We start from the raw sequence: 21,446 nt of genomic DNA, 5'->3' as shown, positions 1-21,446 counted from the left end.
GTCAGTCTCCTCGGATCTCGGCCGTCGGCCCAATGGGCACAATCGGCACAGTGGGCGTGACGGGGCGGAAGCGGATGCGGACGCCGGGCGGCAGCTGACCGGCCAGGTCCAGGTCGCGGTCGATGACCGCGCCGATGATCGGATAGCCGCCGGTGAGCGGGTGGTCCGGAAGGAAAAGCACGGGCTGGCCGTCGGGCGGCACCTGGATGGCACCGGTCACCGCCCCCTCGCTCGGCAGCTCGCCGGCGACGTCCCGCTCGAGCGGGACGGCACCCTCGAGGCGTACGCCGACCCGGTCCGAGCGCGGCGTGACGGTCCACTCCTGCTCGACGAGGGTGCGTACGCCGGCCGGGGTGAACCAGTCCTCGCGCGGGCCGAGCACGATGCGCAGCTCGACCGTCTCACCGGGGGCGGGCAGCGGGTCGGCGGGAGCCGGGCTGGGGTCGACCGCGTGCGGCGCGGCCGCGGGTCCGCGCAGCGGCACGACGTCGCCTGCGCGCAGAGGCCGTCCGCCGAGGTCGCCGGGGCCGAGGCCCGCGAGCGTGTCGCTGGAGAGGCTGCCGAGGGCCGGTGGAAGATCCAGGCCGCCACGCACAGCGATCACCGCGCGCAGGCCGGCGCTCACCGCGCCGAGACGCAGCTCCTCGCCGTCCTCGAGCGCGGTGGCGGCGCCGTGCTCGACGGGGAGCGGCGGTCCGTCGGTGCGTACGATCGTCGTCTCGGCGGGGGCGCCCGCGACGGCGAGGACCGCGGGGCCGGTGAAGCGCAGGACCGCACCGCCACCGGCGAGCTCGAAACCTGCCGCTCCAGGGGCGTTGCCCACGGCACGGTTCGCGGCCCGCAGGGCGCGGCGGTCGGCCGTTCCCGATGCGGAGACGCCGAGCGCGGCATGGCCAGAGCGGCCGAGGTCCTCGAGCACCAACTGCAGGCCGGGGCGCACGACCTCGACTGCGAAGGGGTGCTCCACGGCGTCGACCGAGGGAGCGGAGTCTGTCACCGTGACCGACTCCCGCTCGAGCCGCTCGAACCGCACGGTCATCCCGGGCGCGAGCAGGGCGGGCGGATCCCGGTGCAGGTCCCACATCGGCGCGTCCGTACGCCCGATCAGCTGCCAGCCACCGGGGCTCTCGCGGGGGTAGACGCCCGAGAACGTCCCGGCCAGCCCGACCGAGCCGGCCGGGATCCGGGTGCGTGGAGAGGAGCGCCGCGGTACGTCGAAGAGCGGGTCGTCGCCGACGAGGTAGCCGAAGCCGGGGGCGTAGCCGGTGAAGGCCACCCGCCAGGTCGCGGCCGCATGGCGCGCGGCGACCTGCTCGGCACTGACTCCGAGCAGGTCGGCGACCTCGTCGAGATCCTGCCCGTCGTAACGCACGCCGATCGTCACCGAACCAGCGCTCGGGAGGCCACCGTGGACGGCTTCGACCCGACCCAGCTCCTTGGCGAGGCTCACCTCGTCGACCAGCGTCGGATCGAACCGGACGAGCACCGTCCGGGCGGCGGGCACCAGCTCGACGACGCCGGTCGGCGGTGCGGCCACGAGAGCCGCGTGCAGCCGCATCGCGCCTTCGAGGTCGTCCTCCTCGACCAGCAACGCCTGGTCCGATGCGATGAGAACGCGCCTCACGCCAGGTACTCCGCATCCCGTACGTCGGTGATGAACATGTGACCGGGCGCGTGGGTGATCGCGAACGGCGGGCGCGAGTCCATGATCGCGGCCTGCGGCGTGACCCCGCAGGCCCAGAACACCGGCACCTCGCCGTCGCGCACCTCCGGCGGGTCCCCGAACTCGGGAGCGGCGAGGTCGGCGATGCCCAGCGAGTCCGGGTCACCGACATGCACCGGCGCACCGTGCACCGCCGGATAGCGCCCGGAGATACGTACGGCATCGGCGACGCGGTCAGCGGGGATCGGGCGCATCGAGACCACCATGTCGCCGCGCAGACGCCCGGCCGGGGCGCACGGGCGGGAGGTTCGGTACATCGGCACGTTGCGGCCGAGCTCCTGGTGACGGATCGGGATCTCGGCGTCGGCCAGGCCCGCCTCGAACGTGAAGCTGCAGCCGATCAGGAACGAGACCAGGTCGGGGTGCTCCTCCCACGCCGCGCCCGCGTCCGTGACCTCCTCGGTGAGCACGCCATCACGCCAGATCCGGTACGCCGGGATGTCGGTACGCAGGTCGGACCCGGGAGCCAGGGTCGACTCGTAGGCGCCCGGGTCGAGCACCTCGAGCACCGGGCACGGCTTCGGGTTGCGCTGCGCGAAGAGCAGCACCTCGAACGCCCAGTCGGCCGGCACGGAGATCAGGTTCGCCTGCACCAGGCCGTGGGCGACGCCACTCGTCGGTGCGACCTCGCCCGCCCGGTAGGAGGTGCGCGCGGCGCGAGCCTGGGCGAGCTGGGTGATGCTCGCGGTCATGCCGTGGCTCCGGCGAACGGGCCGATCACGATGCCCTCGGCCTCGAGCAGAGCGCGGGTCGCCGCAGCCATCCGGATCGCCCCGTCGCTGTCTCCGTGCACGCAGATCGAGTCGGCGCGTACAGCCACGTCGGTGCCGTCGATCGCCTCGACCACACCCTCGCGCGCGAGCCGCAGCATGCGGGCAGCGACAGCGTCGGCGTCGTGCAGGACCGCACCGGGCTCGGCGCGCGAGACCAGCTCGCCGCCGGGCGTGTAGGCACGGTCCGCGAAGGCCTCCGCGGCCGTCGCGAGCCCGGCGCTCTCGGCCACGTCGAGCACGACGCCGCCCGCGAGACCGAGCAGCACGAGGGACGGGTCGATCGCCTTGACCGCGGCGACCACGTCACGCGCCTGTCGCTCGTCGCGGGCGATCGTGTTGTAGAGCGCGCCGTGCGGCTTCACGTAACGGACCGCTCCGCCGACCGACGAGGTCAGGCTGATCAGCGCACCGAGCTGGTACTCGACGTGTGCCTGCAGCGTCGCTGAGTCGATCTCCATGGCGCGGCGTCCGAAGCCCTCGTAGTCGCGGTAGCCGGGGTGCGCGCCGATCGTGACGCCGTTGGCGACGGCGTCGGCGAGCGTCGTACGGATCCCTTCGGGGGTGCCGGCGTGGAACCCGCAGGCGACGTTGGCGCTCGAGACGATCGCGAGCATCGCCGCGTCGTCCGCGACCACCCGGTCGGGTGCGTTCTCGCCGAGGTCGGAGTTCAGGTCGATCGTTGCTGCCATGGTGTTCATGGTGCTCACACTCCAATGCCGATGAAGGCGAAGATCGGGCGGATCGAGACGATGCCCATGTACCAGCTGAGCAGGGTCGCGGTCGTCCCCAGAACCAGCAGCCACACCGGGTAGCGGTAGCCGCGGAGGACATCGCGCTGACGGAACCAGCCGATGTACATGAAGATCGACATGCCGATCGGGAGGATCAGACCGTTGAAGCCGCCGACGAAGACCAGGATAGCCGCGGGTGCGGCACCGATCAGCAGGTAGAGGACGAGGGAGACCAGGATGAAGGCGACGGTCGCGAGTTGCAGCGGCCAACCGGCTCCGAGCTTCTTCGAGAACGTCGAGATGAAGGTGGCCGAGGTGTAGGCGGCGCCGATGACCGAGGTGATCGCCGCGGCCCAGAAGATCGCGCCGAAGATGCGGATGCCCGCGTCACCGAGCACGGCGCCGAACGCCTGACCGGCAGGGTTGGCCGCCTGGCTCGAGAAGTCGAGGGTGACGCCGGAGGCCACCACACCGAGGATCGCGAGGAAGAGTACGTAGCGCATGATCCCGGTGACGAGGATGCCGCTCATCGAGGCGCGGTGCACGGCCGGGACGTGCTCGGGGCCGGTCAGGCCGGAGTCGAGGTAGCGGTGGGCGCCCGCGTAGGTGATGTAGCCGCCGACCGTGCCGCCCACGATCGTGGTGATCGTCGCGAAGTTGAGCGTGCCGGGCACGAAGGTCTGGCGCAGCGCGTCGCCGACCGGAGGCTGCGACGCGATCGCGACGAAGAGCGTCAGCCCGATCATCAGCAGACCGAGCACGAGCACGACCATGTCGACGACGCGGCCGGCCCGCTTGTACATGAAGATGCCGATCGCGAGCAGCGCCGAGAGCAGGCCGCCGACCTTGGGTTCGATGCCGAGCAGCGCGTTCAGACCGAGGCCGGCACCCGCGATGTTGCCGATGTTGAACGCCAGACCACCGATCACGATGAGCGTCGCCAGCAGGTGACCGGAGTACGGCACCGCCTCGTTCGCCAGGTCGCCGGCCCGTTTGCCGGCGACGGTGATCATCCGCCACACGTTCATCTGCAGTGCGAAGTCGATCAGGATCGAGGCCAGGATCGCGAAGGCGAACGCCGCGCCGAGCTGAGCGGTGAAGGTCGCGGTCTGGGTGATGAAGCCGGGGCCGATGGCCGAGGTGGCCATCAGGAAGATGGCGCCGAGGATGGGTCCTCGGCGGGAACGGGCGAAGCTCTTCGCGCGCTCGGCGCTGGTCGTCTCAGTCATGGGGGACTCCTGCCATCACTGTGTGGCTGGCACCACACTCTCTTGTGTAGTACAAGATGGCATAGATTGTTCTACAACAACACCCGTCATTGTTAAAATGGTGTTTCGATTGTCCGCGGATGCGATTCCCTTAGGATGCGGTCATGCCCGATGTCGAGGACACCCTGACGAACGCCCTGCGCCGGCGGATCATCGACGGCGAGTTCGCGCCCGGCACCCGGCTGTCGGAGATCTCCCTCGCCGAGAAGCTCGGGGTCTCGCGCAACACGCTTCGTGAGGCGTTCCGCGTGCTGGCCGAGCAGGGCCTCATCGAGCACGTGCCCCATCGCGGAGTCTCGGTCGCCTCCCCGACGGTGGCGGACGTCGTCGACATCTATCGGGCGCGGCGCTACGTCGAGCCCGCCGCGCTGGCCGCGGGCTCCCCGCTGCATCCCGCGGTGACGGCGATGCGCGAGTCAGTGGACCTGGGTGAAACCAGCCTCGAGGCGCGCGACTGGCGCACGGTCGGCACCGCCAACATGGCGTTCCACGACGCCATCGTGGCCCTCGCCGACAGCCCGCGCCTGGAGCGCCTGTTCCGCGACATCGCCGCCGAGCTGCGGCTCGCGTTCCTCGAGATCGACAACCCCGAGGCCCTCCACGCGCCGTTCGTCACACGCAACCGCTCCCTGCTCGAGACCTTCCTCGAGCAGGGCGGCCCTGCGGCCGCTGAGGAGCTGCGCGGCTACCTCATCCTCTCCGAGCAGACCGTGCTCGGAGCGTTCACGCGACTGCGCCGCGGCTAGGCGATAGGTGCTCGAAGATCGCCGGTGAGGTCAGGCGCTCTTGAGGTGCCGGAGTCGGGCCACCGCATCGGCACCAACCCTGCGGTGCGGCCCTTCGGGAAGGGTCTCGAGATGGCCCTCCAGGGCATCGACGACCGCCACGGAGACGGTCTCCGGGGCTCGTTCGATCAGTTCGATCAAGGACGTCAGGTATTCACCTGCGTCGATGTCGTCCGCGATGACCTCGAGCACATCAGCGGGGATGGACGGCAGTGCCTCCATCAGCACGCCATAGGCGAAGTCCTCAACGTTCATGACAACCATGCTAAGCCTCGGACGTTTCTCGGTTCCGTCCAGTCAGGGCGCCATACGGATCCGCCAGAGATCCTCGCCAGGCCCCGCACATTCCCGTCACTATGACAGAGGGTCCGGCCTTGTGAATCGCTCACAAGGCCGAACCCTCCGCCATGGCTGCGAGCCCCCCTCGCACGCCGGCTGAACGTCCCACAGTCTCACGCGGTGATCAGACCGCGCAGCCGCTCGTCGCGCGGCCAGGCACCTGCCCAGACGAGGACCGCGGTGGCGATGGCGAAAACGGTGTTGAAGGCCGGCTGCCCGAAGACCAGGTTCACCGTGACCGCGCCGCCCAGGTACGCGGTGATCAGGATCGTGCCCATCGCCCGGGTGGCCGGGACGTGGTAGGCGACCAGCGACAGGCCGAGGACGGCGCCGCAGACGACGGGGAACCAGCCCGGAGCGCCGATCTTGTCGTTGAAGTCCATGACGGGTTCGACCCGTAGCAGGTGCGTGACGATGTCGAAGCCGAGGAACAGGGTGACCAGGACGGTGATGACCCAGCCGGTTCGTTGTGCGTTGGTGCTCATCTCGATCTCCTCAGAAGTGGGTGGTGTTGCTCTTACCCACGCGTCGAGCGTGCACCGGCTATCTCGACATCGCCTCTCACTTTTTCTCGAGAGCGGCGGCGGCGACCTTCAGATCGGCGACCAGACCGTCGTACGTCGCCTGCCTCTCGTCCTGAGGACGGCAGAGGGGCGCGTCGCGTGTTGTCTGGACTGTTCACTCGCTGACGCTCGATCACGGGGCGAGCGGGTCGTGGCCGACGTTCATCAGACGACGCCGCCACTGCGCATCGCCCGCGGTCGGCTCCCACTCGCCGGTGTCCCCGCCGCGCAGGTCGGTGACCTTGTCGACGACGCGCCGCATCACGTCCACGTCGTCCGGGGTCACGTCGGCCCGACGCTTGCCGAGAATGTCAGCCACCCGATGACCGAGCTCGCTGCCGGCTCGGTCCGGTTCGGTCTCGGTCGTCTCCCCCGCGCCTTGCACGGCGAGCCACTGCCGCAGGTCGCGCGAGGTCATGTTCACCGCGCGATGGAAGTTCTCCCAGAGCCTGTCGTCGACGATCGTCTCGGCCATGTCGTGCCTCCTACCTGATCGACTGCTCCGATCCGGTACCCAGCGCAGCGGCCGAACACACGGGGCGTCACCCCAGGAGAGCCTGGGCCTCCGGAGAGTCGTAGAAGCTCGAAAGCCGGCGGCGGATCAGCTGCTCGAGGACGCCGGCCTCGGCGAGCGCCTCGATCACCGGCGGGCCGAAGCGGAGCGCCTCCTCGACCAGGTCATCGCGGCCCAGACCCCACTCCTCCAGGAGCCGGTCGAGGGTGAAGCTCCCATAGGTGTCGAAGAAGAAGTCGACACCCGTGTCGACCAGGGCCTGCAGGTATTCGGAGTCCCGGACATCGAGCCAGACCTGGTAGAGCCCGACGAAGAGCGCGACCAGCTGCTCGTCATCGACCAGGTCGGCGAGCTCGCGCACCGGCCGGGTCGCGAGCGCGTCCCAGACCTCCAGCAGCGCGTCATGCACCTCCTCGTCGGTGACCGAGCTCGCGGCGGTGTCGGTGAGGTATCCGAGCAGCGCTCCGGCGCCCCGCTCCGCGAGCTCGCGAGCGCTCTGGTCGACGGCCGCACCGACCGGGGTGCCCTTCACCGTGTCCGCCATCCGGCCGGCGACACGTTCGGCGATCGAGAAGCCGAGCGAGCCGCCCGGGAGGTTGTCGGCGAACCTGCGGCCGGTGTCGACGGCACCCCGAGCGGTGCCACGCATCAGAGTGCCGACGCCGGCCTGGATCCCGGAGTTGTCGGCCAGACTGCGCAGGACCTGCTGGCGCAGCGTACGCATCTCGACCAGGGCCTCGACGAGCTCGGCGATCCGGGGGCGGCTGACCACCTTGCCCAGCGGCGTCTCGTTGGCCGGATGCGCCTTGAGCCTCGTCGCGAGCGCCCCGGCGACCTCCGGGATCGCGCCCGGGAGCCGGAAGGTGCTGACGTACTTCAGCGCGACCTCCTTGATCAGGTCGCGGGGCATCACCTGGTCCAGCGTCAGCTCACTGGCGGCGCGCAGCGCGAAGTCGATCTCGCCGGTGACGAGATCGAGGAAGCGTACGCCGCGCATCGCCGCCATCTCATGGGCGACGTGGGCGTCGAGGAGTCGTCGAGCGAGGTCCGGCTCAGTCATGGAGGACATTGTCCACGGACGGAGCCGGTCCCCGGCTCATTCCCAGGCGACGCTTCGCGTCGCTGCTCGCTCGCTCGCCGGAAGTCGACGAGCAAGCTCGCGCCTCCGGCTCGCTCACTCCCATTCGATGGTGCCGGGAGGCTTCGAGGTGATGTCGACGGTGACCCGGTTGATCTCGCTCACCTCGTTGGTGATCCGGGTCGAGATGCGCTCCATGACCTCGTAGGGAAGCCGGGCCCAGTCGGCGGTCATCGCGTCCTCGGAGGTGACCGGGCGGAGCACGACGGGGTGACCGTAGGTGCGGCCGTCGCCCTGGACGCCGACCGAGCGGACGTCGGCGAGCAGCACGACCGGCATCTGCCAGATGTCGCGGTCGAGACCGGCGAGGGTCATCTCCTCGCGGGCGATCGCGTCGGCCTCGCGGAGGATGTCGAGCCGCTCCTTGGTGACCTCGCCGATGATGCGGATGCCCAGGCCGGGGCCGGGGAACGGCTGGCGCTGGACGATCTCATCGGGCAGGCCGAGCTGGGAGCCGACGGCGCGCACCTCGTCCTTGAAGAGCTCACGCAGCGGCTCGACCAGCTCGAACTCGAGGTCCTCGGGGAGGCCGCCGACGTTGTGGTGGGACTTGATGTTGGAGGTGCCGGCACCGCCGCCGGACTCGACCACGTCGGGGTAGAGGGTGCCCTGGACGAGGAAGGCGACCTTCTCGTCGCTGTCGCCCAGGATCTCGACCTCGGCGCGCTCGAAGCAGCGGATGAACTCGCGGCCGATGATCTTGCGCTTCTCCTCCGGGTCGGTGACCCCGGCGAGCGCGTCGAGGAACTCCTTCTCGGCGTCGACGATCTTCAGCTCGGCACCGGTCGACTCCCGGAACGCCTTCTCGATCGCGACCGACTCGTTCTTCCGCATCAGGCCGTGGTCGACGTAGACGCAGGTCAACCGGTCACCGATCGCCTTGGCGACGATGGCTGCCGCGACCGCGGAGTCGACGCCACCCGAGAGCGCGCAGATCGCGCGGTGGTCACCGATCTGCTCGCGGACCCGCTCGATCTGGTCCTCGGCGATGTTGCCGATGGTCCAGGTCTGGCGCGCGCCGGCGATGTCCCACAGGAAGTGCTCGAGCACCTTCTGCCCGTGCTCGGAGTGGAGCACCTCGGGGTGCCACTGCACGCCCGCGAGCTGCTTCTCGACGTTCTCGAAGGCGGCCACCGGGGTGTCGGCGGTGCTCGCGAGCACGGTGAAGCCCTCGGGCGCCTCGGAGACCGAGTCGCCGTGCGACATCCACACGTTGTGGGCCGGCGGGATGTCCTTGAGCAGCGTGCCGGAGACACCGACTGTGACCGGCGTGCGGCCGTACTCCCGCGCTCCGTTGTCGTCGACGGTCCCGCCGAGGCCCTGGGCCATCAGCTGGAACCCGTAGCACATCCCGAATACCGGGGTGCCCGCGGTGAACAGGGTGTTGTCGATGGCGGGGGCGCCTTCGGCGTACACGCTCGAGGGGCCGCCGGAGAGGATGATCGCCTTCGGGTTCTTGGCGAGCATCTCCTCGACCGGCATCGAGTGCGGCACGATCTCGGAGTAGACCTTCGCCTCACGTACGCGGCGGGCGATCAGCTGCGCATACTGCGCGCCGAAGTCCACCACGAGAACCAGATCGTGCTCTTCCGCCCCAGGAGCCTGCGTCATGCACGAATCCTAACGACGACGTACGTTGCCCGCGAAATGCACCAGGGCCCGACCGGGGAGGGAGGTGGTCGGGCCCTGATTGCCCGAGGCAAAGCTGTCCCGGACGAAAGACCCGGCATGTATTAGGGAGGGAGCAATCCCGGGTCTGATCACTCCAACGAACTCTTTTAACCACGGTTACGGGTCAACCAAAACTTCCTGCCAGAAAACTTCCTGCGCGGTTCATGTCACCAAGGCAACGGGCCGGTCACCGTACGTCAACAATGGGCAGCTGCAGCGCCCCCGGCGCGCTTGCGGGCACCGCGGGCGAAGCCGGCCTGACGGGCTGGATCCGGGCATAGCCCGCACCCAGCTTCGGCCGCGGGTCGGCCTGGTCCTTGTTGGGCCAGAACGCCATCGCCCGCTCGGCCTGGGCGGTGATCGTCAGCGACGGGTTCACGCCCAGGTTGGCGGAGATCGCGGAGCCGTCCACGACATGCAGGCCGTCGTAGCCGTAGAGCCGCTGGTAGGGGTCGATCACGCCGGCGTCCACCGAGTCGCCGATGGTGCAGCCGCCGATGAAGTGGGCGGTCATCGGCTTGTTGAACGGCTCCCCGATCGTGCCGCCGGCATACCCCGGCTTCTCGCCCGAGCTCATCACCCCGGCCATCTTCCGCACCGCGTCGAGGCCGGCGGGGATCCAGGTCGGGTTGGGCTTGCCGTGGCCCTGCTTGGACGACATCCGCCACCCGAAGATCGTGCGCTTCGGGAAGGTCGTGATCGAGTTGTCCAGCGCCTGCATGACCAGCGCGATGACAGTGCGCTCGGACCAGTGCTTGAAGTCGTAGAACGTACGCAGCGACCGCCGCTGCAGCCACATCTCCTTGAGCCACCGGCGGAGGCGATGGGGACCACCTTCGGTGAGCACCGTCTGCATCGCCGCGATCGCATTGCTGCCGTGCCCGTAGCGGACCGGCTCGATGTGGGTGTGCTCGTCGGGGTGCCACGAGGAGGTGATCGCGACACCCTCGGTGTAGTCGATGGCGGTGTCCGGGGCGATCGCGCCCAGGATCGACTCGGAGTTGGTGCGGGTCAGCTCACCCAGGCGCGGGGAGATCTCGGGGAGGTCGCCGGTGCGCTTGAGTTTGTGGAGCAGCTTCTGGGTGCCGAGCGAGGCCGCCGAGAAGACCACCTGGTCGGCGGTGAACCGCTTCGTGCGTCCGATGCCCAGCTTGGCCTTCGTGGAGCGGGTCTCGATGACGTACCCGCTTCCGGTCTTGGCCGGGTAGACGCGCGTCACCGTGGTCAGCGGGTGCACCTCGGCGCCGTTCTTCTCGGCCAGGTAGAGGTAGTTCTTGACCAGGGTGTTCTTCGCGTTGTGGCGGCAGCCGGTCATGCACTCGCCGCAGTTGGTGCACGTACGCCGGTCGGGGCCCTCCCCACCGAAGTAGGGGTCGGCCACCTCCTGCCCGGCCACATGGCTCGGACCGCCGAAGAAGACGCCGACCGGCGCCTTGTGGAAGGTGTCACCGCGGCCGGCCTCGGCTGCGACCTTCTGCATGACCTCGTCGGCCGGGGTCAGGTGGGGGTAGAGGGTGACGCCGAGCATCCGCTTGGCCTGCTCGTAGTAGGGGGCGAGCTCGTCCTTCCAGTCGGTGATGTGGCTCCAGGAAGGGTCCTCGTAGAACGGGTCGAGCGGCTCGTAGAGGGTGTTGGCGTAGACCAGTGAGCCGCCGCCGACCCCGGCGCCGGCCATGATGACCGCGTCCTTGACCATGTCGATGCGCTGGATCCCGTAGCAGCCGATCGCCGGCGCCCAGAGGTATTTGCGCAGGTCGAAGGAGGTGTTGGGCAGCTCGTCGTCGCTGAACCGGCGACCGGCCTCGACCACTCCGACGGAGTAGCCCTTCTCGGTCAGGCGCAGCGCACTGACCGATCCCCCGAAACCCGACCCGATGACGAGTACGTCGTAGTAGCTCTTGCTCATGCCGCCGCCTCCGTTGCGAGGGTGAAAGAATACGGACGCGGCGGCCTGAGGCCGATTGTCGCTCGCTGACGCTCGCTCATGCGCGGCCCAGCGACTTCAGCACGCGCAGCGAGGCGGTCATGAACTTGGCGTACGCCTGGTCGCTCATCCCGAACTGCGGGGCGAAGCGCAGGATGGCCTGGGACGCGACCGACTGGGTCTCGGTGTAGCGCAGGATGCCCTCGACACCCTGGCGACGGCCCTGGCCGGACTCGCGCATGCCGCCCATCGGGGCGTCGATGCTGGCGAAGGTGGCGCCGAAGGCCTCGTTGATGTTGATCGTGCCGCACTTGATCTGCCGGGCGATGCGGCGGGCGCGCGAGGTGTCGCGGCTGTAGATCGAGCCGTTGAGGCCGTACTCGCCGTCGTTGGCGCGCTCGATGGCCTCTTCCTCACTGTGGAAGCGGTAGATGGAGACGACCGGGCCGAAGGTCTCGTTGCCGAAGCAGGTCATCTGCGGGGTCACGCCCTCGAGGATGGTCGGCTCGAAGAAGAACGGCGCCAGGTCGGGGCGGGCCTTGCCGCCGGTGAGCACGCGGGCGCCCTTGGAGACGGCGTCCTCGACGTGGGCGGTCGCGGTGTCGACCTGGGCCTGCGAGATCAGCGTGCCCATGTCGTTCTCCCAGCCCAGGGTGGCGCCGAGGGTCATCGCCTGGGTGCGGGCGACGAAGCGCTCCACGAACCGGTCGTAGACCTTGTCGTCGACGAAGAGCCGCTCGACGCTCACGCACAGCTGGCCGGAGTTGGAGAAGACTGCGCGGGTCGCACCCTCGGCCGCCTTCTCGATGTCGGCGTCACGGAGCACCAGCATTGGGTTCTTCCCACCGAGCTCGAGGCTGGCGCCGATCAGGCGCTCCGCGGCCTGCTTGGCGACGAGCTTGCCGGTGTTGGTCGAGCCGGTGAAGCAGACGTAGTCGGCGCGCTGGATGATGCTGGTGCCGATCTTCGAGCCCGGGCCGGCGACGACGGTCCACAGGTTCTCCGGGAGCCCGGCCTCGGCCAGCAGCTCGGCGCCGAGGAGCGCGCTGAGCATGGTCTGCGAGTCGGGCTTGATGACGACCGCGTTGCCGGCGGCGATCGCGGCGATGCCGTCGCACAGCGCCATCGTGAACGGGTAGTTCCACGGGCTGATGATGCCGACGACACCCTTGGGGACGTGGTTGAGCTCGACCCGGGTGAGCACGGGGATGACGCCGAGCTTGCGCTCGGTGTCGAGGATCTTGCTGCTCCGGCGCCCGTAGTAGCGCGCCGTCAGCGCGATGTGCAGCGGCTCGTCGAAGGCGTGCTTGCGGGCCTTGCCCGACTCCAGCACGATCAGGTCGAGGATCTCGTCCTGCCGGTCGAGCACGAGGTCGTGCAGCTTGATCAGGATGCGCTCGCGCTCGGCGACCGGGGTCGCGGCCCACTTCTCCTGCGCAACCCGGGCCTTGGCGAAGGCCGCGGCGACATCGTCATCGCTCGACTGCGGGATGTGCGCCAGCGGCGCCCCGTTGAGCGGACTGATGACCTCTCGGGTCTCCCCCGTGGTCGCCACGACGCGGCCGGTCAGGCGGGCGACGTAGTCAGGCTCGAGGGCCAGGGACGCCGTGGCGTCATGCTCGGGATCGAGCGGGCCCTCGACGATCGGGCCGCCGGAAGAAGTCGGGTTGGATGCGCTCATGTACCGAGGGTATGTGACGGGCGTCTCGGAAGCCAGACAGGCGTCCCACTAACTCACGATGCGAACGTCGGCTGCCCACCACAGGTAGTCGTGCTGCTCGGCCGGAAGGTCGATCACGACGCGGTCCACGGGCAGCCGGTCGAGCGCATGCACGGTGCACTCCTCCGCGGGAGCGGCCCGGTAGAGATAGGCGTCCAACGGCCATTTCGTACGCAGCCACTCGTCCAGCCGCTCCGCGATCGACGCGGTGAGCCCGGGCTCTCGGTCCTGGCGGAGCCAGTAGCTGACCCGGGCGGTGGACCCACCGGCGTACCTGAGCAGGGTCTGGGCGTCGGCCCCCATCGCCTCCAGGTAGGGGAACAGGGGCTGCACGTAGAGGCAGCCGAGGGAGGAGGTGCCCTCGGGGTCGAGAAAGAGATAGGTGAAGGCCCGTTTCGCCTGGTGGTCGGACCAGTGCCGGATCACCAGCGGCAGGTTGTCGTCGCTGCCGAAGCCCTCCAGCGGCCACCTGCCGCAGCTGTGGTCGCGGATCACGTCCGGGCTGGCCAGGTAGGCCTCGGTGTCCAGGTCGAGCAGCTCGGGACGCAGCGGCGCGAGCACGAAATCGTCGGTGGCCAGCGGCTCGGGGGGATCAGCGACCAAGAACATGGAGTCAGATTGCTACGTCAACCGCTTGCTCCGCCACGGCAATTCAGACGAGGTCTTCGACCTCCAGCCGCGCGCGGTCGGCCTCCTCGTCGGTGACCTGCAGCTGGGAGCGGCGCTCGGCCTCGATGCGGCGCAGGTAGTGGTCGATCTCCTCCTTGGCGCGCTGCTCGTCCCAGCCGAGCTCGTCGGCCATGATCTTGGCGACCCCCGGGGCAGCACTCACGCCGCGGTCGAAGGTCTCCATCGAGATCCGGGTGCGGCGCTCGAGCACGTCGTCGAGGTGGCGGGCGCCCTCGTTGTTGACGGCGTAGACGACCTCGGCGGCGAGGTAGTCCTCGGCACCTTCCAGGGGCAGCGCGAGCGGGCGGCGCTCCTGGATGAGGTCGAGCACGTCGTCGATCAGGCCGCCGTGACGGCCCAGGAGGTGGTCGATCCGGGCGACGTGGAGGCCGGAGCGACGCGCGAGCAGGACGCGCTGGTTCGAGCGGGTCTCGAAGCCCTCGGCCCCGACCAGCCGGACCTTGTCGGTGATCGAGTCGCGCAGGGTCATGTTGGTGGTCGTGCCGAGCGAGTGGGCCGCGGCGTCGACGGCGTCCTTGGCCATCACCCGGTAGGTCGTCAGCTTGCCGCCGGCGATCAGCACCAGACCCGGCAGCGGCGTGACCACGGTGTGCTCGCGGCTGAGAGCTGCGGTCTGGTCGGACTCGCCGGTCAGGAGCGGGCGGAGTCCGGCGTACACGCCCTCGACGTCCTCGAGGTCAAGCGGCACGCGAAGGATCGCGTTGACGTGCTCCAGGACGTACTCGATGTCGGTCTTGGAGGCCGCCGGGTGGGCGAGGTCGTAGGTCCACGGGGTGTCGGTGGTGCCGATGATCCAGTGGCGGCCCCACGGGATCACGAAGAGGACCGACTTCTCGGTGCGGACGATGAAGCCCGACTCGGAGCGGATCCGGTCGCGCGGGACGACGAGGTGGATGCCCTTGGACGCCTTGACGTGCAGGGCGCCGCGGCCACCGACCATTGCCTGGATCTCGTCGGTCCACACCCCAGCGGCGTTGACGACCGTCTTGGCCCGGATGACCAGGTCCTGGTCGTGCTCGAGGTCGCGGGCTCGGACGCCGACGACCCGCTCGCCCTCGCGCAGGAACCCGGTCACCTGGACCCGGGTCGCGATGTGGGCGCCGTGGGAGGCGGCGGTGCGCGCGATCGTCATGACCAGGCGGGCATCGTCGACCTGGGCGTCGTAGTACTGGATCGCGCCGGTGATCGCGTCGGTGCGGAAGTCGGGGGCGATCCGGGCGACGCCCCGGCGGGTGAGGTGGCGGTGGCGCGGCAGGCCGGAGTTGCCCATCCCGGAGAGCGGCCCGAAGCTCGCCATCCCGTCGTAGAGCGCCAGGCCGGCGCCGATGTAGGCGCGCTCCCACACGGGGTTGGTCAGCGGGTAGAGGAACGGCACCGGCCGGACCAGGTGCGGCGCGAGGGTGTTGAGCAGCAGACCGCGCTCCTGGAGCGCTTCGCGGACCAGCTCGAAGTCGAGCATCTCGAGGTAGCGGAGTCCGCCGTGGACGAGCTTCGAGCTTCGCGAACTCGTTCCCGAGGCCAGGTCGCGCTGCTCCACCAGCCCCGTGCTCAGGCCTCTGGTGACCGCGTCCAGCGCCACGCCGGCGCCGGTCACACCCCCACCGACGACGAGTACGTCGAGCTCGGTCTCCCCCGCGGCACCGACCATCGTGCCGATCGCGAGGTCGCGGCTGTGTGGACTCAGTGCCCCTGTACGAGTCATACGTTCGAAGTTAACTCACCACGTCGAATTGTCACTTCTGGCGCGCGAGAATTCACCGGCGCCGACTGATAAGTCACGCAGACGTCACAGACGGGCGGCGCTGACGAGGGTGGCGAGGCGGTCCGGAGGCATGAGTTCCTCGACGACGACCATCTTGTCGCCGTCGGCGTGGATCATCGGACGTACGCCATCGGGCCGCGGGGGCGCGGTGGCGATGGCCACGTGGGTGATGCGGCCGCCGGGGTCCTGGGCGAAGAAGTAGAGGTCGCCTTCAGTGACGTCGTCGAGGTCGATCGGCTCGAGCGCAGCGGCCTGGTCGCGGGCGTCTCGCGGGAGGCGTACGCCGATGGCCTCCGCCGCTCGGAAGATCAGGCCTGAGCAGTCGATGCCGGCGTCGGTGGTGCCGCCCCAGACGTAGGGGACGCCGAGATAGCTCCGAGCCTTGCTCAGCAGGGTGGCCACCGGCTCGGCGAGGGCAGCCGTCGGCAGCCAGCCGGGATAGCCCCGCTCGTCCTTCGTCGAGGAGTGCGAGGGGACGACGACGTACGTCCAGTCCCCCTGCGTCTTCAGGACGACGATCTCCTCGCCGGGGACGACCTCGGTCTCGTGCTCGGCGTCGTCGGCGGGCTCGGCGACGACGAAGGTGGGCTGGTTCACGGTGGTCACGAGAGGACTCCTTCGATGCCGAGGCCGGGGGCGTCGGGGAACAGGATGCGGGGGCCGTCGTAGCCGATGCCACCGATATACGGACTGGTCTTCGCCCACCAGCCCGCGTCGAGATCCTGCTGGCCGGGGATGCCGGCCGCCGCGACCAGGGCCGCGGCCGCGCCGATGCCGAGGTGCGACTCCATCATGCAGCCGACGAGGCGTCCCAGGCCGTGGCGCTTCGCGATCTCCAGCAGCTCGATCGCGGGCGTCAGCCCGCCGCACTTGGCCAGCTTGATGTTGACCGCATCCGCCGCGCCGGCCCGGATGACGTCGACGAGGTCCTGGAGGTCGAAGACCGACTCGTCGGCCAGGATCTTGTAGGGCTGGCGGCGCCGGACGTACGCCATCGCCTCCAGGTCCCGCCGGGCCACCGGCTGCTCGACGAACTCGAGCTCGACATCCTCGTCGGCGAGCGTCGTCAGTACCGCCACCGCCTCGTCCGCTCGCCAGCCGGTGTTGGCGTCGAGCCGGAGTACGCACCCCGGCGCCGCCTCGCGGACCGCGAGCACCCGCTCGGCATCGCCCGCAGCGTCGGTTCCGACCTTGATCTTGAGCGTCGTGAACCCGTCTCGCGCTCGGGCCGCCGCCGCTTCTGCCAGCTCGTCGGGGGTTCCTACGGAGAGGGTGATGTCGGTGGTGAGGTGCGTTGGAATACCCGGTTCACCGGGTATTCCTGCACTTCTCTGGCGTTGCATTGCCCGAGAAGTGCAGGAAGTGCCTGAGCGGTGTGACGCATGGGACGTCAGATGCTCGGTCATCGAAACCTCTGCCCGCCGGGCGACGAGGTCGTGCAGCGCGATGTCGGCGGCCATCTTGGCCGACCGGTTGCCGACGACCGCGCCCTGGATCAGGCCCGCCGAGGTCAGGTCAGCAGCGGCACCGACCAGCACGTCGGAGACGGGCCCCTCCAGCGCGGCGGAAGACCCGGCGAGCGAGTCGCCGGTGACCCTCCAGACCTGCGGCGCCTCACCCCACCCGACGCACCCGTCGGAGTCCTCGATGGTGACGACGACCGTCTCCGCGAACTCCGTACGCCGCAGAGCGGTCACGAACGGGGTGTGCAGCGGCACCCGGACGCGCTGGGTGCGCACCGCGACGATGCGCGGAGAAGTCACAGGGTCGACCACAGATAGCGCGCGACCTCGCTGATCCGGAACTCCGACTCGTCGTCGTCCAGGCCGGTCGTGAGCACGACCATCACCTGCGGTTCACCCTCGGCGGGCCGGATGATCGCCATGTCGTGGCGTACGCCGTCGATCCAGCCGGTCTTGTTGCCGACCACCGCGTCCTCGGGCACGCCGAGCGGGATCGCGTCGCGATACTCCTGGGCGACCAGGATCCCCTCCAGCTCGGCGGTCGACTCGGGCGACAGCAGCCGGCCGGAGGCGAGCTTGGTGAGCAGCTTGCCCATGTCGTTGGCGGTCACCAGGTTCTGCAGCCCGGCCTCACGCGCGGGCGCGTCCTCGATCCCCCGCGAGACCGTCGTCATCGGCGTCACGCCGGCGTCGGCGAGCACTGCGGCGACCGCCTCGAGCCCGACCCGCTCGAGCACGAGGTTGACGGCCAGGTTGCCGGAGACGGTCAGGGAGCGGCGTACGAGATCACCCAGCGGCAGCGGAGACCCGACCGCCGCCCAGGTGTCGGGGTCCTGGTCCTCGGCCGGGTCCATCTCGAAACGCGACCCGACGACGGCGGAGTCGAAGTCGGGATGCACCGCGATCGGCTCGTCCAGCGACAGCAGCCCGCGGTCCCGCAGCCGATAGGCGGCGATCGCGACGGGCACCTTCATCAGGCTCGCCGCATAGTGCTGCTGGTTGACGTTCTGGGCCTGGGTCGGGATGCCGTCGAGGCCGCTGAGCCAGGTCGAGACCAAAGGTTCCACGTCGGTGAGACTAGTCGGTCCGGTCGAGCTCCTGACGGATACGGTTCACGTCGTCGATCCAGGCGTCGACGTCCGAGGCACGCGTGGCGTACTCCTCGGCCACGTCGGGCTCGAGCGAGATCCAGAACTGCGAGCCCTGCCCAGCATCCCAGACGGCGTCGGCGACCTCCTCAGCGGTGAGCGCGCCCTCGGCCGACCGGAAACCCGGGAGTCCGGAGGAGCGCTCGAGCATCGCCGTCTTCACGCTGCGCGCGACGATCGCCTGAGCGACCACGCCCTGGTGCCGGTAGGTGGCGGCGAGCCACTCGGCAAAGGCGATCTCGGCGTGCTCGGTGGCCGCGTAGGAGGGCGAGCCGAGCAGCGTGAGGAGACCCGCGGAGGAGGAGGTGACCACGAACCGGCCAGCACCGCGGGCGACCCACTCGGGCAGCAGCAGCCGCGCGGCGCGTACGTGGGCGAGGACGTTGACCTCGTACGAGGTCATCCAGGCGTGGTCGGAGGCCTCGAGGCCGCGGCCGCGCTCGACTCCCGCGTTGCCGTACCAGGCGTCGATCTTGCCGAGCTCCTCCCGGGCAGCGTCCACGAGCGCCGCGGTGCCGGCGGCCGAGGCGGCGTCGCCGGGAACCGCAAGGGCACCGATCGAGTCGGCCACCGAGCGGAGCTCGGCGTCGTCGATGTCGGCAACGACGACGCGACACCCCTCCGCTGCGAACCGCATGGCCAGGGCCTTCCCGATCCCTCGGGCTGCTCCGGTCACAACCACCCCGCTCCCGGGTGCGAGTACGTTCACGGACCGACCACCTCCAGTGGCGTTAGTGAGGGTTAATCACTGTAACCGAGGCCGGTCCGTGAACGTGCGGCAACCTACTGATCAGTACCGATCACTCGGCCCATCTCATTCGGGCAGCCCCGACGAGGGCGGGGCGTCCGAGGCGGCGCTGTCGTCCTCCTCGATGGGGGCGTCGCCGATGTCGGTGACGAGGACCGGCGTGAGCGGCTCCGAGGCACCGTTCTTGATCTCGACCACGCTCATCCCGGAGATGCCCATGTGGGAGTCCTCCGAGAACCGGAACGGCGCCATCCCGGGCCCTTCGAAGGAGGAACCCTCCTTCTCGATGGTCTCCACGATCGACTCGCGGGTGAGGTCCTTGCCGTTGGCCTGCAGCGCCTGGACGAAGGTGTAGGCCTGCGACATGCCGTAGATCCGGTAGTTGGTCAGCTTCTCCGAGCCCTTCTTGGAGTACTCGTCCCAGACCTTCTGCCAGAGCTTGACCCACTCGTCCTCAGGAGCGTCGACGCCCGGGATGTACTCGGTCGTCATCATCCCGTCCATCAGCTTCACACCCTGCTCGGCCGGGATCTTGCCCTTGGTCATCGAGGCCAGCAGCCCGCCGACGAGCGACGGGTCCGAGCCGACGTTCGAGTAGAACCACTTCGACTTGAAGCCGACGCCCTGCGCGGCGATCTGGCTCAGCGCCGTGTAAGACGGCGTGTTGAAGCCGATCACCAGATCGACGCCCTTGGACTTGAACGAGGACATCTGCGGGGAGAAGTCGGTCGACCCACCCGGCGTGTACTTCTGTACGTCGACGATCTGGGCGTCGAGGAACTGACGCGCACCCTTCTCGCCGTCCTCGCCGAAGTCGTCGTCCTGCAGGAAGAGGCCGACCTTGGCGTCGGGCATGTTCTCCTTGACGTACTGACCGATGACCTTGCCCTCGATCTCGTAGTCCGGCTGCCAGCCGAACGTCATCGGCGAGCCGGACGGGTCGTCGCCCCACTGCAGCGAGCCGCTGGAGACGAACAGGTCGGGGATGCCGTCGTCGTTGAGGCGCTGCACGACCGCGCGGTGTGTGGGGGTGCCGAGGCCGCCGACCATCGCGAAGATCTCGTCCTGCAGGATCATGTCGTTGGTGACGGCGCTGGTGTTGGTCGGGTTGTAGGCGTCGTCCTTGACGACCATCTCGATGTCTCGGCCGTGGACGCCACCGTTGTCGTTGACGTACTCATAGAACGCCTGATGGCCGGAGGGGATCTCCGAGTAGCCGGGTGCGGCCGGGCCGGTCAGCGGGAAGTGCGCACCGACCTTGATCGAGGTGTCGGTGACGCCGACCGCCGACCCGTCCTCGGATGGCCTCTCCTGCCCCGCGCCACAGGCAGCGAGGAGCGAGGCAGTGGTGAGGACACAGACGACCTGTACGGCTCTGCGTGCAGTGCTTCTCATGTTGTCTTCTCCTTGGTTTGCCCGAGAGATGAGGTGAGGGATGTGCGCGCCAGGAACGAGCGCAGGCTGCCGACGATCCCCGCCGGAGCGAGGAGGATGACGAGCATCAGCACCAGCCCGTAGACCACCGGGGTGACCTCTGCGGCCTGGGTTGCGCTGAGCCCGACCGACTCCCCGAGATCGGTGGCGAAGTGAGGAAGAAAGGCGAGTACGCCGGCCCCGATGAGCGCTCCGGTCAGGCTGCCCAGCCCGCCCAGGACGACCGCGGCCAGCAGCGTCAGCGAGAGCGTGATCGTGAACGCGCCCGGCGCCGTGAGACGTACGTTCATGGCCATCAGACCACCCGCGAGCCCGGCAGCCATGGCGCTGACGGTGAAGGCGACCACGCGGGCGCGGCCCAGGTGGATGCCGGCCAGCTCTGCGGAGACGTCGTCGTCCCGCACCGCGCGCCAGCGACGACCGATCCGCGAGCGGCTCAGGTTCGCGAGCGCCACGAAGGTGATCGCGAGGAGCAGCCAGCCGAGGTAGGCGAGGAACGAGTACTGGTCGATCTCGACGGCGGTGAAGAACCAGACCAGGTCCTGGATCCAAGCCGGGAGGTCGGTCGCGCGGGGCACCGGCACCTGAAGCCCCTGCTCGCCGCCGAGGACCTCCCACTGGTTCGCCAGCCGGGGCACCGCCACGGCCAGTGTCAGGGTCGCGCCGGCGATGTAGGGCCCGTGCAGCCGCGCCGCCGGGACCCCGACCATCACCCCGACCACGGCACAGACCGCGATCGCGACGAGCAGGGCGACGAAGACGTCGGCCAGCGTCTCGCCGCCGTTGCGCTCGAGCACCAGGGTGGCGGCGTACGCCCCGACGGCCATGAGCGCGCCGTGGCCCAGCGAGAGCTGGCCGGAGAGCCCTGTCAGGAGCGTGAGACCGCCGGCGGCGATGGCGAAGTACGCCATCTCGGCATAGCGGGTCTGCAGATATTGGCTGGAGCTGCCGATGACCGCCATCGCCACCACGAAGGCGATCAGGGCCACGATGAAGTGCCGTGCCAGGGGCACCGAGGTCACCGGACGGACGAGTGAACGCAGACGTTCCAT

General features: G+C 69.4%; 20 protein-coding genes. 1 reads left to right on the top strand and 19 read right to left on the bottom strand.

Annotated elements, in window-relative coordinates:
* Position 1 precedes the first annotated feature (1 nt).
* Genes ABZU72_RS21060 through ABZU72_RS21045 form a run of 4 tightly spaced genes read right to left on the bottom strand, consistent with a single transcriptional unit; the run spans position 2 to position 4,456 of the window.
* Positions 2-1,624: an urea amidolyase family protein gene (locus ABZU72_RS21060; RefSeq protein ID WP_355020764.1), complete on the bottom strand. Its 1,623-nt coding sequence runs from the start codon at positions 1,622-1,624 to the stop codon at positions 2-4.
* Positions 1,621-2,415: a putative hydro-lyase gene (locus ABZU72_RS21055; protein WP_355020763.1), complete on the bottom strand. Its 795-nt coding sequence runs from the start codon at positions 2,413-2,415 to the stop codon at positions 1,621-1,623. The genes ABZU72_RS21060 and ABZU72_RS21055 overlap by 4 nt, the downstream gene beginning before the upstream one ends.
* Positions 2,412-3,185, bottom strand: a complete 774-nt coding sequence (locus ABZU72_RS21050; RefSeq protein WP_355020762.1) for a 5-oxoprolinase subunit PxpA — start codon at positions 3,183-3,185, stop codon at positions 2,412-2,414. Before ABZU72_RS21050 ends, ABZU72_RS21055 begins: the two co-directional genes overlap by 4 nt.
* Positions 3,186-3,199: 14 nt before the next feature.
* Complete coding sequence (locus ABZU72_RS21045) at positions 3,200-4,456, bottom strand: NRAMP family divalent metal transporter (protein ID WP_355020761.1); 1,257 nt, start codon at positions 4,454-4,456, stop codon at positions 3,200-3,202.
* A gap of 143 nt (positions 4,457-4,599) precedes the next feature.
* Here ABZU72_RS21045 and ABZU72_RS21040 point away from each other — a divergent pair, with 143 nt between their 5' ends.
* Positions 4,600-5,241, top strand: a complete 642-nt coding sequence (locus ABZU72_RS21040) for a GntR family transcriptional regulator (protein ID WP_355020760.1) — start codon at positions 4,600-4,602, stop codon at positions 5,239-5,241.
* Positions 5,242-5,271: 30 nt separating this feature from the next.
* Here ABZU72_RS21040 and ABZU72_RS21035 read toward each other — a convergent pair whose 3' ends face one another.
* The 15 genes from ABZU72_RS21035 to ABZU72_RS20965 form a co-directional block, all read right to left on the bottom strand.
* The gene (locus tag ABZU72_RS21035) at positions 5,272-5,535 is read right to left on the bottom strand and encodes a hypothetical protein (protein WP_328527302.1); all 264 of its coding nucleotides are present in this window, start codon (positions 5,533-5,535) and stop codon (positions 5,272-5,274) included.
* Between the two features lie 197 nt (positions 5,536-5,732).
* On the bottom strand, positions 5,733-6,104 hold the full coding sequence (locus ABZU72_RS21030; protein WP_355020759.1) for a DoxX family protein: 372 nt from the start codon (positions 6,102-6,104) through the stop codon (positions 5,733-5,735).
* A gap of 211 nt (positions 6,105-6,315) precedes the next feature.
* Positions 6,316-6,657, bottom strand: a complete 342-nt coding sequence (locus tag ABZU72_RS21025) for a DUF3140 domain-containing protein (protein WP_355020758.1) — start codon at positions 6,655-6,657, stop codon at positions 6,316-6,318.
* Positions 6,658-6,724: 67 nt separating this feature from the next.
* Positions 6,725-7,756 carry a hypothetical protein gene (locus tag ABZU72_RS21020; protein ID WP_355020757.1) on the bottom strand — a complete coding sequence of 344 codons (1,032 nt, stop codon included), beginning with the start codon at positions 7,754-7,756 and terminating at the stop codon, positions 6,725-6,727.
* A 114-nt stretch (positions 7,757-7,870) separates the two neighbouring features.
* On the bottom strand, positions 7,871-9,445 hold the full coding sequence (guaA, locus tag ABZU72_RS21015; protein WP_350665591.1) for a glutamine-hydrolyzing GMP synthase: 1,575 nt from the start codon (positions 9,443-9,445) through the stop codon (positions 7,871-7,873).
* A 247-nt stretch (positions 9,446-9,692) separates the two neighbouring features.
* On the bottom strand, positions 9,693-11,411 hold the full coding sequence (locus ABZU72_RS21010; protein ID WP_355020756.1) for a GMC family oxidoreductase: 1,719 nt from the start codon (positions 11,409-11,411) through the stop codon (positions 9,693-9,695).
* Between the two features lie 76 nt (positions 11,412-11,487).
* A complete protein-coding gene (locus tag ABZU72_RS21005) occupies positions 11,488-13,110 on the bottom strand; it encodes a succinic semialdehyde dehydrogenase (protein WP_355020755.1) in 1,623 nt (540 codons plus the stop codon).
* A 48-nt stretch (positions 13,111-13,158) separates the two neighbouring features.
* Complete coding sequence (locus ABZU72_RS21000) at positions 13,159-13,758, bottom strand: hypothetical protein (RefSeq protein WP_355020754.1); 600 nt, start codon at positions 13,756-13,758, stop codon at positions 13,159-13,161.
* 43 nt (positions 13,759-13,801) lie between these two features.
* Positions 13,802-15,541, bottom strand: a complete 1,740-nt coding sequence (locus ABZU72_RS20995; protein WP_355020753.1) for a glycerol-3-phosphate dehydrogenase/oxidase — start codon at positions 15,539-15,541, stop codon at positions 13,802-13,804.
* An 84-nt stretch (positions 15,542-15,625) separates the two neighbouring features.
* Positions 15,626-16,207 (bottom strand): C40 family peptidase, encoded by a 582-nt coding sequence (locus tag ABZU72_RS20990; protein WP_355020752.1) that lies wholly within the window; start codon positions 16,205-16,207, stop codon positions 15,626-15,628.
* On the bottom strand, positions 16,204-17,364 hold the full coding sequence (locus tag ABZU72_RS20985) for a dipeptide epimerase (protein ID WP_355020751.1): 1,161 nt from the start codon (positions 17,362-17,364) through the stop codon (positions 16,204-16,206). Before ABZU72_RS20985 ends, ABZU72_RS20990 begins: the two co-directional genes overlap by 4 nt.
* On the bottom strand, positions 17,361-18,131 hold the full coding sequence (locus tag ABZU72_RS20980) for a serine hydrolase (protein WP_355020750.1): 771 nt from the start codon (positions 18,129-18,131) through the stop codon (positions 17,361-17,363). Before ABZU72_RS20980 ends, ABZU72_RS20985 begins: the two co-directional genes overlap by 4 nt.
* Positions 18,132-18,141: 10 nt before the next feature.
* On the bottom strand, positions 18,142-18,921 hold the full coding sequence (locus ABZU72_RS20975) for an SDR family NAD(P)-dependent oxidoreductase (protein ID WP_355020749.1): 780 nt from the start codon (positions 18,919-18,921) through the stop codon (positions 18,142-18,144).
* 105 nt (positions 18,922-19,026) lie between these two features.
* A complete protein-coding gene (locus ABZU72_RS20970) occupies positions 19,027-20,355 on the bottom strand; it encodes an ABC transporter substrate-binding protein (RefSeq protein ID WP_355020748.1) in 1,329 nt (442 codons plus the stop codon).
* Positions 20,352-21,446, bottom strand: coding sequence for a branched-chain amino acid ABC transporter permease (locus ABZU72_RS20965; RefSeq protein ID WP_355020747.1), 1,095 nt, complete (start codon positions 21,444-21,446; stop codon positions 20,352-20,354). Before ABZU72_RS20965 ends, ABZU72_RS20970 begins: the two co-directional genes overlap by 4 nt.

Source organism: Nocardioides sp. NPDC004968 (assembly GCF_040608935.1).
GTDB lineage: Bacteria > Actinomycetota > Actinomycetes > Propionibacteriales > Nocardioidaceae > Nocardioides.
The sequence above is the reverse complement of the archived record's forward strand: the minus strand, read 5'-3'. Positions and strand labels throughout refer to the sequence as shown.

Coding starts and splice junctions, on each gene's coding strand:
- ABZU72_RS21035 (WP_328527302.1), bottom strand. CDS start 5,535: ATGAACGTTGAGGACTTCGCCTATGGCGTGCTGATGGAGGCACTGCCG.
- ABZU72_RS20970 (WP_355020748.1), bottom strand. CDS start 20,355: ATGAGAAGCACTGCACGCAGAGCCGTACAGGTCGTCTGTGTCCTCACC.
- ABZU72_RS21030 (WP_355020759.1), bottom strand. CDS start 6,104: ATGAGCACCAACGCACAACGAACCGGCTGGGTCATCACCGTCCTGGTC.
- ABZU72_RS20965 (WP_355020747.1), bottom strand. CDS start 21,446: ATGGAACGTCTGCGTTCACTCGTCCGTCCGGTGACCTCGGTGCCCCTG.
- ABZU72_RS21045 (WP_355020761.1), bottom strand. CDS start 4,456: ATGACTGAGACGACCAGCGCCGAGCGCGCGAAGAGCTTCGCCCGTTCC.
- ABZU72_RS21005 (WP_355020755.1), bottom strand. CDS start 13,110: ATGAGCGCATCCAACCCGACTTCTTCCGGCGGCCCGATCGTCGAGGGC.
- ABZU72_RS21050 (WP_355020762.1), bottom strand. CDS start 3,185: ATGGCAGCAACGATCGACCTGAACTCCGACCTCGGCGAGAACGCACCC.
- ABZU72_RS21055 (WP_355020763.1), bottom strand. CDS start 2,415: ATGACCGCGAGCATCACCCAGCTCGCCCAGGCTCGCGCCGCGCGCACC.
- ABZU72_RS20995 (WP_355020753.1), bottom strand. CDS start 15,541: ATGACTCGTACAGGGGCACTGAGTCCACACAGCCGCGACCTCGCGATC.
- ABZU72_RS21020 (WP_355020757.1), bottom strand. CDS start 7,756: ATGACTGAGCCGGACCTCGCTCGACGACTCCTCGACGCCCACGTCGCC.
- ABZU72_RS21010 (WP_355020756.1), bottom strand. CDS start 11,411: ATGAGCAAGAGCTACTACGACGTACTCGTCATCGGGTCGGGTTTCGGG.
- ABZU72_RS21025 (WP_355020758.1), bottom strand. CDS start 6,657: ATGGCCGAGACGATCGTCGACGACAGGCTCTGGGAGAACTTCCATCGC.
- ABZU72_RS21040 (WP_355020760.1), top strand. CDS start 4,600: ATGCCCGATGTCGAGGACACCCTGACGAACGCCCTGCGCCGGCGGATC.
- ABZU72_RS21000 (WP_355020754.1), bottom strand. CDS start 13,758: ATGTTCTTGGTCGCTGATCCCCCCGAGCCGCTGGCCACCGACGATTTC.
- guaA (WP_350665591.1), bottom strand. CDS start 9,445: ATGACGCAGGCTCCTGGGGCGGAAGAGCACGATCTGGTTCTCGTGGTG.